The organism is Pseudomonas xanthosomatis (assembly GCF_019139835.1).
Lineage (GTDB): Bacteria > Pseudomonadota > Gammaproteobacteria > Pseudomonadales > Pseudomonadaceae > Aquipseudomonas > Aquipseudomonas fakonensis.
In genome coordinates, this window is record NZ_CP077075.1 from 3,327,257 (window position 1) to 3,345,238 (window position 17,982).

At 63.3% G+C, this 17,982-nt stretch carries 11 protein-coding genes; 6 read left to right on the forward strand and 5 right to left on the reverse strand.

Annotated elements, in window-relative coordinates; translation table 11 throughout:
* Positions 1-40: 40 nt before the first annotated feature.
* Both KSS93_RS14780 and KSS93_RS14785 read right to left on the reverse strand, forming a co-directional pair.
* The gene (locus tag KSS93_RS14780) at positions 41-1,327 is read right to left on the reverse strand and encodes a Zn-dependent hydrolase (RefSeq protein ID WP_217884742.1); all 1,287 of its coding nucleotides are present in this window, start codon (positions 1,325-1,327) and stop codon (positions 41-43) included.
* Positions 1,328-1,370: 43 nt separating this feature from the next.
* The gene (locus KSS93_RS14785; RefSeq protein ID WP_217884743.1) at positions 1,371-2,861 is read right to left on the reverse strand and encodes an NCS1 family nucleobase:cation symporter-1; all 1,491 of its coding nucleotides are present in this window, start codon (positions 2,859-2,861) and stop codon (positions 1,371-1,373) included.
* A 607-nt stretch (positions 2,862-3,468) separates the two neighbouring features.
* Between KSS93_RS14785 and hydA the strand changes: the two genes are divergently transcribed.
* The 3 genes from hydA (at position 3,469) to preA (ending at position 7,708) form a co-directional block, all read left to right on the forward strand.
* Positions 3,469-4,908: a dihydropyrimidinase gene (gene hydA, locus KSS93_RS14790; protein WP_217884744.1), complete on the forward strand. Its 1,440-nt coding sequence runs from the start codon at positions 3,469-3,471 to the stop codon at positions 4,906-4,908.
* A 157-nt stretch (positions 4,909-5,065) separates the two neighbouring features.
* Entirely contained in the window at positions 5,066-6,433 is a 1,368-nt protein-coding gene (locus KSS93_RS14795) for an NAD(P)-dependent oxidoreductase (protein WP_217884745.1), read from the forward strand.
* Positions 6,434-7,708 carry an NAD-dependent dihydropyrimidine dehydrogenase subunit PreA gene (preA, locus tag KSS93_RS14800; protein WP_217884746.1) on the forward strand — a complete coding sequence of 425 codons (1,275 nt, stop codon included), beginning with the start codon at positions 6,434-6,436 and terminating at the stop codon, positions 7,706-7,708.
* Positions 7,709-7,859: 151 nt separating this feature from the next.
* On the opposite strand, the gene KSS93_RS14805 is transcribed toward preA, so the two are convergent.
* Positions 7,860-8,480 (reverse strand): TetR/AcrR family transcriptional regulator, encoded by a 621-nt coding sequence (locus KSS93_RS14805; protein ID WP_217884747.1) that lies wholly within the window; start codon positions 8,478-8,480, stop codon positions 7,860-7,862.
* A 642-nt stretch (positions 8,481-9,122) separates the two neighbouring features.
* Here KSS93_RS14805 and KSS93_RS14810 point away from each other — a divergent pair.
* The 3 genes from KSS93_RS14810 (at position 9,123) to KSS93_RS14820 (ending at position 14,921) form a co-directional block, all read left to right on the forward strand.
* Positions 9,123-11,972, forward strand: a complete 2,850-nt coding sequence (locus KSS93_RS14810) for an HD domain-containing phosphohydrolase (protein ID WP_217884748.1) — start codon at positions 9,123-9,125, stop codon at positions 11,970-11,972.
* 314 nt (positions 11,973-12,286) lie between these two features.
* Positions 12,287-13,588, forward strand: a complete 1,302-nt coding sequence (locus tag KSS93_RS14815; protein ID WP_217888722.1) for an IS4 family transposase — start codon at positions 12,287-12,289, stop codon at positions 13,586-13,588.
* A gap of 154 nt (positions 13,589-13,742) precedes the next feature.
* Positions 13,743-14,921, forward strand: coding sequence for an integrase core domain-containing protein (locus KSS93_RS14820; RefSeq protein WP_217884504.1), 1,179 nt, complete (start codon positions 13,743-13,745; stop codon positions 14,919-14,921).
* Positions 14,922-15,533: 612 nt separating this feature from the next.
* Here KSS93_RS14820 and KSS93_RS14825 read toward each other — a convergent pair.
* The gene (locus KSS93_RS14825) at positions 15,534-16,712 is read right to left on the reverse strand and encodes an integrase core domain-containing protein (protein WP_217884504.1); all 1,179 of its coding nucleotides are present in this window, start codon (positions 16,710-16,712) and stop codon (positions 15,534-15,536) included.
* A gap of 229 nt (positions 16,713-16,941) precedes the next feature.
* Complete coding sequence (argC, locus tag KSS93_RS14830; RefSeq protein WP_217884749.1) at positions 16,942-17,868, reverse strand: N-acetyl-gamma-glutamyl-phosphate reductase; 927 nt, start codon at positions 17,866-17,868, stop codon at positions 16,942-16,944.
* Between the last annotated feature and the right edge of the window lie 114 nt (positions 17,869-17,982).

Consider the following 17,982-nt stretch of genomic DNA (forward strand, 5'->3'; position numbering starts at 1 on the left):
GCTGGCCAATCGCCGGCAAGCCGGCTCCTACAAGGGCCCTTCAGGCCGCCAACCGTCCGCTGGCAATCGCCTCCGACGCCGCCAGCATCGCCCGCAACAACACCGCACAACCGGCGGCCAGGTCCGCAGGCGCGGCATTCTCGATTTCGTTATGGCTGATGCCACCCTCGCACGGCACGAAGATCATCCCCGCCGGGCCCAACTCGGCAAGGAAGATCGCGTCATGCCCCGCACCGCTGACGATATCCATGTGCGCCAGGCCCAGGTTGCGCGCCGAATCACGCACCGCATCCACGCAGCCACGGTCGAAGTACAGCGCCGGGAAGTCAGCAGTGGGGACCAGCTCGTAACTCAAGCCATGTTTGGCCACTGTGGCCTCGATCACCGCACGCACCTCGGCGATCATCGCATCCAGCTGCGCACCTTCAAGGTGGCGAAAATCCAAAGTCATGCGCACCTCGCCCGGGATCACGTTGCGCGAGCCTGGGTAAGCCTGCAGGCAGCCGACCGTGCCGCAGGCATGGGGCTGGTGGGCGAGGGCGGTGCGGTTGACCGCCTCGACCACCGCCGCAGCGCCCACCAGGGCGTCCTTGCGCAGGTGCATCGGGGTGGGGCCGGCGTGGGCCTCGACGCCGCGCAGGGTCAGGTCGAACCACTTCTGGCCAAGGGCGCCGAGCACCACGCCGATGGTCTTGTGCTGGTCCTCGAGGATCGGGCCCTGCTCGATATGCGCCTCGAAGTAGGCACCCACCGGGTGGCCGAGCACCGGACGTTCACCGGCATAACCTATGCCGTTCAAAGCCTCGCCCACACTGACGCCCTGGGCGTCGCGCTTGGCCAGGGTTTCGGCCAGGGTGAACTTGCCGGCGAATACCCCCGAGCCCATCATGCACGGCGCAAAGCGCGAGCCTTCCTCGTTGGTCCACACCACCACCTCCAGCGGCGCCTCGGTTTCCACGCCCAGGTCGTTGAGGGTGCGCAGCACTTCAAGCCCGGCCATCACGCCGAAGCAGCCATCGAACTTGCCGCCGGTGGGCTGGGTGTCGATGTGGCTGCCGGTCATCACCGGCGGCAGCTTGGGGTTGCGCCCCGGGCGGCGGGCAAAGATGTTGCCCACCCCGTCGACGCTCACGCTGCAGCCGGCGGCTTGGCACCATTGCGCGAACAGGTCGCGGGCCTGGCGGTCGAGGTCGGTGAGGGCCAGGCGGCACACGCCGCCCTTGGCTGTGGCGCCGAGCTGGGCAAGGTCCATCAGCGACTGCCACAGGCGTGCGCTGTCGACGTGGTGCTGGGTGGATTGCAGGATTTGTTTGGCGGGCGTGGTCATGGGTGTCTCCTCAGGCTTGTTTTTGTCAGGCAGCAACGGGGGCTCATGGCAACGGCTTAGCCAACCGCGCCGGGCCGCGCAAGGCCACAGCGCCCAGGGCGTAGTACAGTCCGCCGCCCAGCAACGAGCCGGTGAACCAGCCGTAGTCGTAGAACCAGCTGAAGCGGCTGTTGCCGATGGCCAGCACGGTCAGGGCCACCGGGATGGCGAAGGCGATGAAACCTGCGCGGTTCCACGCCGGGTACACGTCGTCGCGGTACAGCCCGGCCAGGTCCAGCTGCTGGCGGCGCACCAGGAAGTAGTCCACCACCATGATCCCGGCGATCGGCCCGAGCAGGCTGGAATAGCCCAGCAGCCAGTTTGAGTAGACCGTCTCCAGGCTTACGTCCGAGACAATCCAGCCAAGCTTCTTGAGCAATTCGTGGGCCATCAGCGCCAGGCCGATCAACCCGGTCAGCCACACCGCGCGGCTGCGCCCGATCAGGCGCGGGGCGATGTTCTGGAAGTCGTTGGTGGGCGACACGATGTTGGCGGCGGTGTTGGTCGATAGCGTAGCCACGATGATCAGCGCCATGGCCAGCGCCACCCAGCCAGGGCTTTGGATATGGCCGATCAGGCTGACCGGGTCGGACACCGTCTCGCCCACCAGCGAGGCGGAGGCGGCGGTCATGATCACCCCCAGCGAGGCGAACAGGAACATGGTCAGCGGCAGGCCGAAAATCTGCCCGAGTATCTGGTCCTTCTGGCTTTTTGCGTAGCGGCTGAAGTCGGGGATGTTCAGCGACAGGGTGGCCCAGAAGCCGACCATGGCGGTGAGCCCTGCGCAGAAGTAACCGACCACGCTGGCCCCCTCGGGGCGCTTGGGCGGTTGGGCCAGCAGCTCGCTCATCGACATGTGCGGCAGCGCCCAGAACAGCAGGCCGAAGCCAACCGCCACCAGCAACGGCGCCGACAGCGTTTCCAGCCACTTGATCGACTCGGCACCGCGCAGTACCACCCACAGGTTCAATGCCCAGAACAGCATGAAACCGATCACCTCACCGGTGCCGCCCAGGGCCTTCCAGCCCTCGAACAGCGAGCCGAGGAACAGGTGGATGGCCAGCCCGCCGAACATCGTCTGGATGCCGAACCAGCCGCATGCCACCACCGCGCGAATCAGGCACGGCACGTTGGAGCCAAGAATGCCGAACGAAGAACGCAACAGCACCGGGAAGGGAATGCCGTACTTGGTGCCGGGGAAGGCGTTGAGGGTCAGCGGAATCAGCACGATCAGGTTGGCCAGCAAAATCGCCAGCAGCGCCTCGCCCACGCTCAGGCCGAAGTAGGCCGTCAGCACACCGCCAAGGGTGTAGGTGGGCACGCAGATGGACATGCCCACCCACAGCGCGGTGATGTGCCACTTGTTCCAGGTGCGCTGGTGCACCTTGGTGGGGGCGATGTCGTGGTTGTAGCGGGGGCTGTCGAGCACGTCGCTGGCCGCTTCGAGCTCGTACAGGCCGTGCTGCTCGATCACTTTCGATCTGCTCTGTTGCATGGGGCTCTCCAGGTTTTTCTTGTCGTTGTCGCTCATCGGGCTATGCGATGGCCGGAGTACACACACCACCAGTACTGCACCTGCGGCCCGGCCATGGCGGCTGGCCTGGGCCTTCAACAAACGTGCCGGGTTGGCCGCGGCCAGCCCGGCGGGCTGCCGCCGGCTGCAGGTAACTCACTGACTTGCAAATGCATTCAGCTGTGCAGGCAAGCAATACGGATCACGGGCCGTGTGCGTTGTCTTGCCGGCGGGCCCCACGCACCGTGGTTCAAAGCGGTGCGGCCTGGAAAACATCGGGCGCGGCCTGCGCCATCCTGCCGGTTTCAAACAGCTGAATTTGCGTAGAAAATCTTGACCAATTTGGCTTCCTGTCAAGTGCGTCAAAATGGTGAGGGGCTGCATCGTTTTGGTGATTTGTTTAAATAATCTTTAAAAATCAGTTATTTAATGACTTTGTAATTTGCTTATATTTTTTCTTGATCAATGCAGAATCAGCTACTAGCCTCGAATCTTGTCAAGTCTGACAGGATTGGTTCGAGCCTTCAGGCACTGGCGTAAAAATTCCAAGAACCGGCCAATAGACCGGTCAGCCTGCGAGGAAGACGGCATGTCCCTGTTGATCCGTGGCGCCACCGTGGTCACCCACGAAGAAAGCTACCCCGCCGATGTGTTGTGTGCCGATGGCCTGATCCGCGCCATTGGCCCGAACCTTCAAGCCCCCACCGATTGCCAGGTGCTCGACGGCAGCGGCCAGTACCTGATGCCCGGCGGCATCGACCCGCACACCCACATGCAGCTGCCGTTCATGGGCACGGTGGCCAGCGAGGACTTCTTCAGCGGCACCGCCGCAGGCCTTGCCGGCGGCACCACTTCGATCATCGATTTCGTCATCCCCAACCCGCAGCAGTCGCTGCTGGAGGCCTTCCACACCTGGCGCGGCTGGGCGCAAAAAAGCGCATCCGATTACGGCTTTCACGTCGCCATCACCTGGTGGAGCGAGCAGGTGGCCGAGGAGATGGGCGAGCTGGTGGCCAAGCATGGGGTGAACAGCTTCAAGCACTTCATGGCCTACAAGAACGCCATCATGGCCGCCGACGACACCCTGGTGGCCAGCTTCGAGCGCTGCCTGCAACTGGGCGCGGTACCCACCGTGCATGCCGAGAACGGCGAGCTGGTGTACCACCTGCAGAAAAAACTGCTGGCCCAGGGCCTGACCGGCCCCGAGGCGCACCCGCTGTCACGCCCGGCGCAAGTCGAAGGCGAGGCCGCCAGCCGCGCCATCCGCATTGCCGAAACCCTCGGTACGCCGCTGTATCTGGTGCATATCTCCAGCCGCGAGGCGCTGGACGAGATCACCTACGCCCGGGCCAAGGGCCAGCCGGTGTACGGCGAGGTGTTGCCCGGCCACCTGCTGCTGGATGACAGCGTGTACCGCGACCCGGACTGGGCTACCGCCGCCGGCTACGTGATGAGCCCGCCGTTCCGCCCGCGCGAGCACCAGGAGGCGCTGTGGCGCGGCCTGCAGTCGGGCAACCTGCACACCACCGCCACCGACCACTGCTGCTTCTGCGCCGAGCAGAAGGCCATGGGCCGTGATGACTTCAGCCGCATCCCGAACGGCACCGCCGGCATCGAGGACCGGATGGCGGTGCTGTGGGACGCCGGGGTGAACAGCGGGCGCCTGTCGATGCACGAATTCGTCGCGCTGACCTCCACCAACACGGCGAAGATCTTCAACCTGTTCCCGCGCAAGGGCGCGATCCGCGTCGGCGCCGATGCCGACCTTGTGCTGTGGGACCCGCAAGGTACCCGCACCATCAGCGCCAGCACCCATCACCAGCGGGTCGATTTCAACATCTTCGAAGGCCGCACCGTGCGCGGCATCCCCAGCCACACCATCAGCCAGGGCAAGTTGCTGTGGGCCGATGGCGACCTGCGCGCCGAGCCGGGCGCGGGGCGTTATGTGGAACGGCCGGCGTACCCGTCGGTGTACGAGGTGCTCGAACGCCGCGCCGAGCAGCACAAGCCGACGCCGGTAAAGCGCTGAGGCCATTGGGGCTGCTGCGCAGCCCATCGCTGGCAAGCCAGCTCCTGCAGGGGTAACACCGCGCAGGTCTCACCGGACCTGTAGGAGCCGGCTTGCCGGCGATCGGGCGCAAAGCGCGCCTGTTTGAAGCCCAACTAAAAAAAGAGAGGCTACAACCGTGATCGACGCCCTGAACCACTTGCCGCGCCCCCGTGCCGGCGCCGACCAGCTAAGCGAGGCCTTCAGCGACCTCGCGCCCCCGCTCACCGACCGCCAGGCCATCTTGGAAAGCGCGCGCTGCCTGTACTGCTACGACGCCCCGTGCATCAACGCCTGCCCCAGCGAAATCGACATCCCGTCGTTCATCCACCGCATCAGTGACGGTAACGTGCAGGGCGCCGCCGAGCGCATCCTGTCGGCCAACATCCTCGGCGGCAGCTGTGCCCGGGTATGCCCCACCGAAATCCTTTGCCAGCAGGCCTGCGTGCGCAACAACGCCCAGGAGTGCGCGCCGGTGCTGATCGGCCAGTTGCAGCGCTATGCCCTGGACAACGCAGCCTTCACCCAGCACCCGTTCCAGCGCGCGCCGGCCACCGGCAAGCGCATCGCCGTGGTCGGTGCCGGGCCTGCCGGGCTGTCCTGCGCCCATCGCCTGGCCCTGCATGGCCATGACGTGGTGGTGTTCGAAGCCTGCGACAAGGCCGGTGGCCTCAACGAATACGGCATCGCCCGCTACAAGCTGGTGGATGACTACGCCCAGCGCGAGGTGGAGTTCTTGCTGGGTATCGGCGGCATCGAGATCCGCCAAGGCCAGCGCCTGGGCGCCAACCTCACCTTGAGTGAGCTGCACAGCCAGTTTGATGCGGTGTTCCTCGGCCTGGGCCTGAACGCCGTGCGCAAACTCGGCCTGCCCGACGAGGACGCCCCCGGCCTGCTGGCCGCCACCGAATACATCCGCGAACTGCGCCAGGCCGATGACCTGAGCCAGCTGCCGCTGGCCGACCGCTGTTTGGTGATTGGCGCCGGCAACACCGCCATCGACATGGCCGTGCAGATGAGCCGCCTGGGCGCGCGCGACGTCAACCTGGTGTACCGCCGCGGCGAGGCCGACATGGGTGCCACCGGCCACGAGCAGGAAATCGCCAAGCACAACCAGGTGCGCCTGCACACCTGGGCCCGCCCCGACGCGGTACTGCTGGATGACCAGGGCCGGGTGCGCGGCATGCGCTTTGCCCGCACGCAGCTGGCCGGCGGGCGCCTGCAGGACACCGGCGAAAGCTTCGAGCTGGCGGCGGACGCGATCTTCAAGGCGATCGGCCAGCGCTTCGACGACAGCTGCCTGCGCGACCCGCTGGCGGCGCAACTGGCCCGCGACGGCGAGCGTATCCAGGTGGATGCGCAGATGCGCACCAACCTGCCGGGCGTCTATGCCGGTGGCGACTGCACGGCGCTGGGCCAGGACCTCACCGTCCAGGCGGTGCAGCACGGCAAGCTGGCCGCCGAGGCCATCCATGCCCAACTCATGCTTAATGTGGAGGCTGCGTAAATGGCCGATCTGTCCATCGTGTTCGCCGGCATCAAGGCGCCCAACCCCTTCTGGCTGGCCTCGGCGCCACCCACCGACAAGGCCTACAACGTGGTCCGCGCCTTCGAGGCGGGGTGGGGCGGGGTGGTGTGGAAGACCCTCGGCGAAGACCCGGCGGCGGTTAACGTGTCGTCGCGTTATTCAGCGCACTACGGCGCCAACCGCCTGGTGCAGGGCATCAACAACATCGAGCTGATCACCGACCGTTCGCTGGAAATAAACCTGCGCGAGATCACTCAGGTGAAAAAGGACTGGCCTGACCGCGCGCTGATCGTGTCGCTGATGGTGCCGTGCGTGGAAGAATCCTGGAAATTCATCCTGCCGCTGGTGGAGGCCACCGGCGCCGACGGTATCGAGCTTAACTTCGGTTGCCCCCACGGCATGCCCGAGCGCGGCATGGGCGCGGCGGTGGGCCAGGTGCCGGAGTACGTGGAAATGGTCACCCGCTGGTGCAAGACCCACTGCTCGTTGCCGGTGATCGTCAAGCTCACGCCGAACATCACCGACATTCGCCAGTCTGCCCGCGCCGCCCACCGCGGTGGGGCGGACGCGGTGTCGTTGATCAACACCATCAACTCGATCACCAGCGTCGACCTGGAGCGCATGGTCGCCCACCCCATCGTCGGCGACCAGAGCACCCACGGCGGCTACTGCGGTTCGGCGGTCAAGCCGATTGCCCTGAACATGGTCGCCGAAATTGCCCGCGACCCCGAAACCCGCGGCTTGCCCATCTGCGGCATCGGCGGCATCGGCAGCTGGCGCGACGCTGCCGAGTTCATTGCCCTGGGCAGTGGCGCGGTGCAAGTGTGCACGGCGGCGATGCTGCATGGTTTTCGTATTGTCGAAGACATGCAGGACGGCCTGGCGCGCTGGATGGACCAGCACGGCCACCGCACCCTCGAGGCGTTTCGCGGCCAGGCGGTGGGGCACACCACCGACTGGAAGTACCTGGACATCAACTACAAGTCGGTGGCGCATATCGACCAGGACGCGTGCATTGGCTGTGGGCGTTGCCACATCGCCTGCGAGGACACCTCGCACCAGGCCATCGCCAGCACGCTCAAGGCCGACGGTACCCATGCCTACAGCGTGATCGAGGAAGAGTGCGTGGGCTGCAACCTGTGCCAGATCACCTGCCCGGTGGAGAGCTGCATCGACATGCAGGCGCAGGAGACCGGCAAACCGTACCTGAACTGGACCCAGGACCCGCGCAATCCGTACCGTGAGGCCAGTTGAGCCTTCCGTGAAAGTGTCACTCTCCTGTAGGAGCGGCCTTGTGCCGCGAAAGTGTCGCGAAGCGGCCCCAGGATCTGCGCACCCTGCAGAATCGCCGGGGCCGCCATGCGGCCCTTTCGCGGCACAAGGCCGCACCTACAGGGGCGGGCCCTCAAGGCTCCAGCCCGATCCCCCGCAGAATCACGCTGGTCACCGTCTGCACCGCGCCTTCGAAGGCCAGGTCCGACAGCGGCTCACCGCCATTGAGCAGCGCCACCTGGTAGCCAAAGTCGGCATAGTGCTGGGTCGCCGCCCAGATCATGTACAGCAGCGCCGAAGGCTCTACCGGCAGGATGCGCCGGTCCTCGACCCACCCCTTGATCTTCGCCTGCTTGAGCTGCGCCCAGGGCACCAGGGTTTCATCCAGGCTCGCCCCCAGCAACGGCGCACCGTGCAGAATCTCTTCGGCCCAGATCTTCGAGCCCAGCGGCCGCGTGCGCGAGTGGCCCATCTTGGCGCGGATATAGCTGGTCAGCACCACCCGCGGGTCGTCGAAGCGCTCGAAACACAGCGCGTCCTGCTTCCACACCTCCAGCAGGTCCTGCAGCACCGCACGGTACAGGTCGTCCTTGGTGCTGAAGTAGTAATGCAGGTTGGAGCGCGGCAACTGCGCTTGTTCTGCGATATCGCCCATGGAGGTGGCGCCGTAGCCTTTGTCGGCAAACACCTGCTCGGCAGCGAGCAGGATTTTCTCGACGTTGCGCCGGCGGATCTCGATCTTGTGGTTGGCCATGAAATGTCCGTACTGACCTGAACAGGCCAAGGCTAACAGCTTTGCAAGGGGCGAGGTAAAGCCATTGCGCGGGGCTGCTTGCGATTTGCATTAGCGCTAATGCCGAGGACCTGTACGTGCTGTGGGGCGACCCTGCGCAGCGGCGCGCTGTTCAGTGGCCCATCAATAGGCGGGTTGCGCGGCTTTGAGCTGCAGGTTGGTGTCAAGGGTTGCGAGGTGCTCGCCGTAACCCTTGCAGCGCCTATCAGGCCGAGCGCCGCCCGCAAGCCCGCTCCCACGGGAATTGCATAAGCTTCAGGCCAGTGCCGTACCTGTAGGAGCCGGCTTGCCGGCGATGAGGCCGGTTCAGGCAGCACAAGGCAGTTGCTCGTGTCGCGATGGGGGCGCCCAGCGCCCCCGGCAATCTGGAAGGCAAGCACCGCTATCGAAAGCGCCGCAAATACCTTGAAAGGCACGGCATCAAGGCCCCGAACCCCACCCACCCTCTGGAGCCGCAACAGTCAATATGCCAGTATCGCCCCCGGCCTCGCTGCACGTTCCCCCTGGCTGATTACACTGTTGAAACCGCACACATGGAGTACCTGGGATGGGCTGCGTGTCGATGGGTCATGTTGCAGTTGTAAAAGCCCGGGGCGCTCAGCCATGAGCCGCCCCGGCCGCGGCGTTTCGCTGCAACTGGTGGTGGCGCTGGCCATCGTGCTGGGCATGCTGGTACTGGGCACGGCGCTGGCCTGGCAAGGCTATCGCGGCCTGCGCCAAACCTTGGTGGCCGCCGCAGGCGACGCTGCCCAGCAAGTCGGCAAGACCATCGATGAACGCGCCCGGCGCCTGGTCGACCCGGCCCAGAGCAGCATCCGCCTGCTGGCCTTCAACCCGGTCGCAGGTGACCTGCAGCAGCGCCTGCAGGGCCTTGGGCAACTGGTCGAGACCCTCAAGGCCAACCGCATGCTCAGCGCCGCCTACCTCGGCTACCCCAACGGCGACTTCCTGCTGGTGCGCCGCCTGCGCGACCCGCAGTTGCTCGAACGCTTCGAGGCACCCGCCGGCACCCGCTACCTGGTGCAAAGCGTCAGCCATGGTGCTGACGGCGCGCTGCTCGGCGAGTGGCGCTTCTACGACCCGGCGCTCAACCTGCTGAGTACCCAGCTCAAGCCGGACTACCGCTACGACCCGCGCACCCGGCCCTGGTTCAGCAAGGCCAGCGCCCAGCCGGGCACGGTACTCACCCACCCCTATGTGTTCTTCACCACCCGCGAGATCGGCCTGACCATGGCCCAGCGCAGTGCCGACGGCGGTGCGGTAATCGGCATGGACGTGTCGGTCAATGATCTGGCCAGCGAGAGCCGCGACCTGCGCATGACTCCTGGTACGGAAATCGCCGTGGTCGATGGCCAGGGCAACGTGGTGGCCTACCCGGAGCTGGAGCGGGTGATCGTGCGTGAAGGCCAGGCCGTGCGCCTGTCGCACATCAGCGAACTGGGCATCCCCAGCCTTGCAGGCCTGTATGCCGACGCGGCTGCCGGCACCCGGGCCAAGCCTTACGAGGTAGCGGGGCAGACCTGGTATGGCATGCGCGTGCAACTGAAACTGGCCGGGCAAGACCTGCAGGTACTGATTGCCGTGCCGGCCCACGAACTGTTGGCCGATGCGCGCAAGGTGCTGCTGGAGCAACTTTTGTGGACGGCGGCGCTGATCGCCGTGCTGCTGGCCCTGGGTGCCTTGCTTGGCCGGCGCATCGGCCGCCCGCTGCGCCAGCTGGCCGACCAGGTGCGCGGCCTTGCCAGCTTCGATTTCAGCAGCCCGGTGGGGGTCGCCTCGCGGGTCAGCGAGGTGCGCGAACTCAGTCAGGTGCTTGGGCGCATGGCCGGCACCATCGGCAGTTTCCAGGCGATCACTCTCACCCTCAGCCGCGAAAGTCACCTGGAACGCATGCTCGACGGCGTGCTCAGCCACTTGGTGGACGCTGCCGGGGTAAGCGCCGGGGCGGTCTACCTGCTCGATGGCGAACCGGCGCAACTGCGCCTGGCGGCGGCCTGCCGTGGCGAAGGGTACCCGGCGCAACTGGCGCTGGACGAGGGCGGCCAGCATGACCTCGCCGCCGTGGTTACTCAGGCCCTGGCGCTGGAGGGGCGCAGCCTGGCGCTGGTACTCAGGGACCGCAGCCAGGCGCTGTTGGGGGTGCTGCTGCTGCAGCTGGAAAGCGGCGCCGAGGTGGGTGGGCCGTTCCGCCGTTTCGTCGAGCAGCTGTCCGGCGCTGCCGCCGTGGCCATCGAGACCCGCCAATTGGCCGAGGCCCAGCAACGCCTGCTCGACGCCATGATCAAGCTGCTGGCCGATGCCATCGACGCCAAGAGCCCCTATACCGGCGGCCACTGCGAGCGGGTGCCGCAGCTGGCGCAGATGCTGCTGGACCAGGCCGTGGGCGCCGCCAGCGGCCCCTACGCCAGCTTCAGCATGACCGAGGCCGAATGCTACGAGTTTCGCGTGGCCGCCTGGCTGCACGATTGCGGCAAGATCACCAGCCCGGAATACGTGGTCGACAAGGCCACCAAGCTTGAGACCCTGTACAACCGCATTCACGAAGTGCGCATGCGCTTCGAGGTGCTGTGGCGCGACGCCGAATTGGCTTACTGGCAAGGCCTGGCCGAAGGCGGGCAGGGTGAGGCACTGCAAGCGGCGTTAACGCGCAGCCAGGCCGAACTGCAGGCGGATTTCGCCTTCGTCGCCAAGGCCAACATCGGCGGCGAGTTCATGGAGCAAGCCGATATCGAGCGCCTGCAGCAAATCGGCCAGCGCCGCTGGCTGCGCCACTTCGACAACCGCCTTGGGCTTTCCCGCGACGAAGAAGTGCGCCTGGCAGGGGTGCCGGTGGCGCCCTTGCCGGTGGCCGAGCCGCTGCTGGCCGACCGCCCCGAGCACCGTGTGCCCTGGGGCGCGCGCAAGCCGCCGGTGGCCAGGGACGATGCGCGCAACCAGTGGGGCTTCGACATGCGCCTGCCGGCCCATGCCAGCGACCACGGCGAGCTGTATAACCTGTCGATCCGCCGCGGCACGCTCAATGAGGAAGAGCGTTTCAAGATCAACGAGCACATCGTGCAGACCATCATCATGCTCAGCTCGCTACCGTTTCCGCGCCAGTTGCGGCGGGTGCCGGACATTGCCGGCAACCACCACGAGCGCATGGACGGCAACGGCTACCCGCGCAGGCTTGGCCGGGATGCCCTGAGCATCCCGGAGCGGGTGATGGCGATCGCCGACATTTTCGAGGCGCTGACCGCCGCCGACCGGCCGTACAAGGCCGCCAAGACGCTTTCGGAGTCGGTGAAGATCATGGTGTTCATGGCCCGTGACCGGCATATCGACGGGGAGTTGCTACGGTTGTTTCTTGGCAGTGGCGTGTATCGCCAGTATGCCGAGCGGTTTTTGCGTGCCGAGCAGATTGATGAGGTGGATGTGGGGTATTGGTTGGGGCAGTTGGATGCGCCTTTGTAGGTGCTGCTTTGCGGGCGGTGGTGGTTTTGCAGGTGGGTTGTGTTTTGTGGTGTGCGCTATTGTGTTGGTCCGTTGGTCCGTTGGTCCGTTGGTCCGTTGGTTAGTTGGTTAGTTGGTTAGTTGGTTGGTTGGTTGGTTGGTTTTGAAAGTTGTATGCGCATTCATTATTTGTAGTGACGCTTATTCACCTTTCCGCCCTTACGGCCATCCCTTTCAAGGTCTTCGGTAGAATCTGCTGAAATCCAGTCAGGAAGACCCGAGTGATGTGGGCTGATGTTCTAGCGCGATTCGAGAAAAAAGCACCGGCCAGCGTCATGGCCAAACTCGCTTTGGAGCAAGCTATTGCGCCTGAGTGGGTCGATCAGGTTTTCGAAGAGCACCGCCAGCGGCAGTACTCTCGTGAGCTGTTGTTCTCGACCATCGTCAAGCTCATGTCGCTCGTTTCGCTGGGTCTGAAGCCGTCGCTACATGCTGCGGCAAAGCAGTTGGACGATCTCCCGGTCAGCCTGGCAGCGCTTTACGACAAAATCAGTCGAACAGAACCTGCGCTACTACGTGCCCTGGTGACAGGTTGCGCACAGCGACTGACTCCAACGATCCATGAGTTGGGCTGCTCGGCCATGCTTCCCAATTGGCAAATTCGGGTGGTTGATGGCAGCCACCTGGCCTCCACCGAAAAGCGTCTTGGCGCGTTGCGCCAGGAGCGCGGGGCTGCCCGTCCGGGGTTTTCGGTAGTGGTCTACGATCCCGATCTGGATCAGGTAATTGACCTGCAACCCTGCGAAGACGCCTACGCAAGTGAGCGAGTCTGCGTCCTACCGCTACTGGCTGATGCCCAGCCCAATCAGGTTTGGATCGCTGACCGGCTCTACTGCACGCTTCCTGTGATGGAGGCGTGCGGGCAGGTGAAAACTTCATTTGTCATTCGTGAGCAAGCCAAGCACCCACGCATAATCCAGGAAGGCGAGTGGCAAGCGCCGATGCCCGTCGCAACAGGTATGGTACGCGAGCAATCTATCGAGGTGAGGGGCGGGCACACGTGGCGGCGGGTCGAGTTGACGCTCCATTCAAAAAACGACTCAGGCGATACCAGTCTGATGTTCTGGAGCAACCTGCCCGAGAGCATCAGCACACAGCAGATCGCAGATTTGTATCGTCGTCGCTGGAGCATCGAAGGGATGTTTCTGCGACTAGAAGCCATTCTGGAAAGTGAAATTGAAACCCTCGGCAGCCCGCGTGCTGCGCTGCTTGGGTTCACCACTGCGGTCTTGGCCTACAACGTTCTGGCATTGCTGAAACGCAGTGTTGAGCAAGCCCACCGCGAGACGCTGCCGGAGAGTTGGGAGGCGTCGATCTATCACTTGGCGGTCCAGATCCGAGGGGGCTACGAGGGTATGCAGATCGCCCTACCATCGGAGCACATACCGGTTGTCCCTATAGAAGAATTAGGTCGGCGCCTGCTGGAACTGGCCAAGAACATCCAGCCCAAGCAGGTTGCGAAAAACCCACGAGGCCCCAAGGTGGCCAAGCCCAAAACCTGGGTACAGGGAACGGCGGTACATGCCCACGTTTCAACAGACCGGGTGATCAAGGCTGCCAAAACGAAAAGACCTTGAAAGGGATGGCCCTTACGGCGGGTAACTTTTTGAAGGATCAAAAAGTCACCAAAAAATCCTCGCTGGTATGACTCACCCACATGGGTTACAAATCAGTTCACGCACATAGGTAACAGTTTTTAACTGGCATGGTCGGTTTTTCGAGGATCTGACCATGCCTTGGCGAGAGCTGAAACCTATGGACATGAAAGTGCTTTTCATCGCTGACTATCTCCAGGGGGCGCCTAGCTTCAGCGCCCTTTGCGAGGCCTACGAGATCAGTCGAAAGACCGGTTACAAATGGGTCGAGCGTTTCGAGAAAGCTGGCCCAGCAGGCCTAGAGGAACGTAGCCGTCGCCGGCTGACGCAAGATTGGGTTGTACCCGTCGCCGTTCGCGAGGCCATTATCGAATTACGCGGCAAGGGCCAGACGGAGCCTGGGCCCAAGAAGATCCAGGCCGCATTGCAGGAACGTTTTCCTGACCAGGCGCCTCCCTCCAAGACAACGATCTACAACATCCTCAAGAAAGCCGAGCTGATCAAGCCGCGGCGCCTGCGTCAGCGCGTAGCGGTCTATCCCAAGCCGCTTGAAAAGGCGGAGTCGCCCAATCAGCTCTTCACTGCGGACTACAAAGGCCAGTTTCTGACAGGAGCTGGGGTCTGGTGCTATCCGTTGACGATCATGGATCACGCCAGTCGCTTCTTGCTCGCGTGCCACAGCATGGCCAATACGAACTTTCTGGAGACACAGGCTGTGTTCACTGAGGTCTTTCGTGAAAACGGGCTACCTGAACGTATCCGGACCGATAACGGCGTGCCGTTTGCCAGTAAAGGGCGTGCAGGGCTCTCCCAGCTGTCCATCTGGTGGCTGCGCCTAGGCATCATTCCTGAACGTATTGCGCCTGGCAGACCGGAGCAAAATGGTCGGCACGAGCGTATGCACCGAACACTCAAAAGTACGCTTCCGTCACCGCCCGCAGTGGCTTGGGAGGCTCAACAACGGCACTTCGACCGCTTCCGGCAACACTACAATTACGAGCGGCTCCACGAAGCACTGAAGCAGAAAACACCAGCGTCCTGCTACCAGCCTTCGCCACGCCCGTTCCCGGAAAAACTACCTGAAATGACTTACCCCAGTCATATCGAGAGCCTGCCAGCTGATCGCAGTGGCATCGTCAACCGCCGGGGTTTGAGGATCTATGTAGGTTACGTGCTCAAGCATCAGACCATTGGGCTGGAGCAAGTCGGGGATGGGGTGTGGGATGTTATTTTCGGCCCAATCATTCTCGGCAGGATCGATGAGCGAGATGCCGATGATGGTTATGTAACACTTCAGGTGTTGTCACCTATGTGAGCGAACTTTTGTGTAACCCATGTGGGTGACCCGTACACGCTCCATTCATACGGCCCCTACGCTTCGCTCCGGGGTACCCTCACTCCGGGCTTGCTCCGGGGGTACGCGCCGACGGGCCGTCCCTGGCCCGATCGGCGCTCGACCGGCATCCATGCCGGTCGCCCCCCTACGCAATCCCTGCGTTCGGCCTCCTGAAGTCGCGAAGTTAGGGGCGGCGCCTGGGATGGCGCAGCTAACCGCTAGTTGCATTTGTGGGAACTCAGGATTGCAATCGCCGGCAAGCCGGAGATAGGGGCCCAACAAACAACACATCAATAATAATTAAACCAATATCTCTGCTCTTGATCTGGCTCTTGATCTGGCTCTTGATCTTGCTTCTAAGCGCGCGGAAGTTCAGGCAACACAAATCGCGACTTCAGGAGGCCGAGCGTAGGGATTGCGTAGGAGGGCGACCGGCATGGATGCCGGTCGAGCGCCGATCGGGCCAGGGACGGCCCGTCGGCGCGTACCTCCGGAGCAAGCCCGGAGCGAGGGAACCCCCGAAGCGCAGCGTAGGGGGCCGGATGATGGGAGCATGTACGGGTCACCCACATGGGTTACACAAAAGTTCGCTCACATAGGTGACAACACCTGAAGTGTTACATAACCATCATCGGCATCTCGCTCATCGATCCTGCCGAGAATGATTGGGCCGAAAATAACATCCCACACCCCATCCCCGACTTGCTCCAGCCCAATGGTCTGATGCTTGAGCACGTAACCTACATAGATCCTCAAACCCCGGCGGTTGACGATGCCACTGCGATCAGCTGGCAGGCTCTCGATATGACTGGGGTAAGTCATTTCAGGTAGTTTTTCCGGGAACGGGCGTGGCGAAGGCTGGTAGCAGGACGCTGGTGTTTTCTGCTTCAGTGCTTCGTGGAGCCGCTCGTAATTGTAGTGTTGCCGGAAGCGGTCGAAGTGCCGTTGTTGAGCCTCCCAAGCCACTGCGGGCGGTGACGGAAGCGTACTTTTGAGTGTTCGGTGCATACGCTCGTGCCGACCATTTTGCTCCGGTCTGCCAGGCGCAATACGTTCAGGAATGATGCCTAGGCGCAGCCACCAGATGGACAGCTGGGAGAGCCCTGCACGCCCTTTACTGGCAAACGGCACGCCGTTATCGGTCCGGATACGTTCAGGTAGCCCGTTTTCACGAAAGACCTCAGTGAACACAGCCTGTGTCTCCAGAAAGTTCGTATTGGCCATGCTGTGGCACGCGAGCAAGAAGCGACTGGCGTGATCCATGATCGTCAACGGATAGCACCAGACCCCAGCTCCTGTCAGAAACTGGCCTTTGTAGTCCGCAGTGAAGAGCTGATTGGGCGACTCCGCCTTTTCAAGCGGCTTGGGATAGACCGCTACGCGCTGACGCAGGCGCCGCGGCTTGATCAGCTCGGCTTTCTTGAGGATGTTGTAGATCGTTGTCTTGGAGGGAGGCGCCTGGTCAGGAAAACGTTCCTGCAATGCGGCCTGGATCTTCTTGGGCCCAGGCTCCGTCTGGCCCTTGCCGCGTAATTCGATAATGGCCTCGCGAACGGCGACGGGTACAACCCAATCTTGCGTCAGCCGGCGACGGCTACGTTCCTCTAGGCCTGCTGGGCCAGCTTTCTCGAAACGCTCGACCCATTTGTAACCGGTCTTTCGACTGATCTCGTAGGCCTCGCAAAGGGCGCTGAAGCTAGGCGCCCCCTGGAGATAGTCAGCGATGAAAAGCACTTTCATGTCCATAGGTTTCAGCTCTCGCCAAGGCATGGTCAGATCCTCGAAAAACCGACCATGCCAGTTAAAAACTGTTACCTATGTGCGTGAACTGATTTGTAACCCATGTGGGTGAGTCATACCAGCAGGGATTTTTTGGTGACTTTTTGATCCTTCAAAAAGTTACCCGCCGTAAGGGCGGAAAGGTGACGAAAAGCGCTCATCGTCAATGAATGCGCATACATCTCCCAAAGCAACCACCATCAAACCCCGAACCCGAACCCTAAACCCCCGCCAAAACCAAATCCAGATTCTGCACAGCAGCCCCCGAAGCCCCCTTGCCAAGGTTGTCAAACACCGCCGTCAACAGCACCTGCCCATACTCGGCATTGGCAAAAACCGCCAAACGCAAATCATTGCTGTCGTTCAACACCTGAGGGTCCAGCGCCGCCGCTGGCCCGTGCTGGTGTAACGGCATCACCTGCACATGCCGCGCGCCCTGGTAATGCTGCTCAAGGCACGCCTGCAACTGTTCGGCACTCACCCCCGGCAACAACCGCAACTGCAACGCGATGCTCAGCACGATGCCCTGGCGATAATGCCCGTAGCCCGGCACGAACACCGGCCGCGCACTCAGCCCGGCGTGCTGCTGGATCTCCGGCACATGCTTGTGCGCCAGCTCCAGCCCATACAGCTGCAGCGCAGGGAGGTAGCCGTCGCCAGGCTGCTCATGGCGTTCCACCGCCGCGCGCCCACCGCCGGAATAGCCAGAAATGGCATGGATGCTCAGCGGATAGTCCGCCGGCAGCAGCCCTGCCTTTACCAGCGGGCGCAACAGGGCAATAGCCCCGGTGGGGTAGCAGCCCGGGTTGCTGATGCGGGTGCTGCGGGCGATCCGCTCGGCCTGCTGCTGGTCCAGTTCCGGCAAACCATACACCCAGCCCGGGGTAGTGCGATGCGCCGAACTTGCATCGATCACCCGCACTGCCGGGTTGCGCAGGGTCGCCACCGCTTCGCGGGCGGCGGCGTCAGGCAGGCACAGCAGGGCGATGTCGGCGCTGTTGATGGCCTCGGCGCGACGCACCGGGTCTTTGCGTTCGGCCTCGGGCAGGGTGAGCAGGCGCAGGTCCTGGCGGCCGTGCAGGCGAGCGTGGATCTGCAGGCCGGTGGTGCCCTGGTCGCCGTCGATGAAGACAAGTGGCTGGTGCATGGGGAGTGTCCGTGATGAAGGTGAGTGGGGGTTATCCTCGCTTGGCGCTGGACGAAAGAAAATTTGAATATCATGATCACGACATTCATAAATTCTGAATTACACCCTGTAAGA

Coding starts and splice junctions, on each gene's coding strand:
- KSS93_RS14780 (WP_217884742.1), bottom strand. CDS start 1,327: ATGACCACGCCCGCCAAACAAATCCTGCAATCCACCCAGCACCACGTC.
- KSS93_RS14815 (WP_217888722.1), top strand. CDS start 12,287: ATGGCCAAACTCGCTTTGGAGCAAGCTATTGCGCCTGAGTGGGTCGAT.
- KSS93_RS14785 (WP_217884743.1), bottom strand. CDS start 2,861: ATGCAACAGAGCAGATCGAAAGTGATCGAGCAGCACGGCCTGTACGAG.
- hydA (WP_217884744.1), top strand. CDS start 3,469: ATGTCCCTGTTGATCCGTGGCGCCACCGTGGTCACCCACGAAGAAAGC.
- KSS93_RS14805 (WP_217884747.1), bottom strand. CDS start 8,480: ATGGCCAACCACAAGATCGAGATCCGCCGGCGCAACGTCGAGAAAATC.
- argC (WP_217884749.1), bottom strand. CDS start 17,868: ATGCACCAGCCACTTGTCTTCATCGACGGCGACCAGGGCACCACCGGC.
- KSS93_RS14825 (WP_217884504.1), bottom strand. CDS start 16,712: ATGCCTTGGCGAGAGCTGAAACCTATGGACATGAAAGTGCTTTTCATC.
- KSS93_RS14810 (WP_217884748.1), top strand. CDS start 9,123: ATGAGCCGCCCCGGCCGCGGCGTTTCGCTGCAACTGGTGGTGGCGCTG.
- preA (WP_217884746.1), top strand. CDS start 6,434: ATGGCCGATCTGTCCATCGTGTTCGCCGGCATCAAGGCGCCCAACCCC.
- KSS93_RS14820 (WP_217884504.1), top strand. CDS start 13,743: ATGCCTTGGCGAGAGCTGAAACCTATGGACATGAAAGTGCTTTTCATC.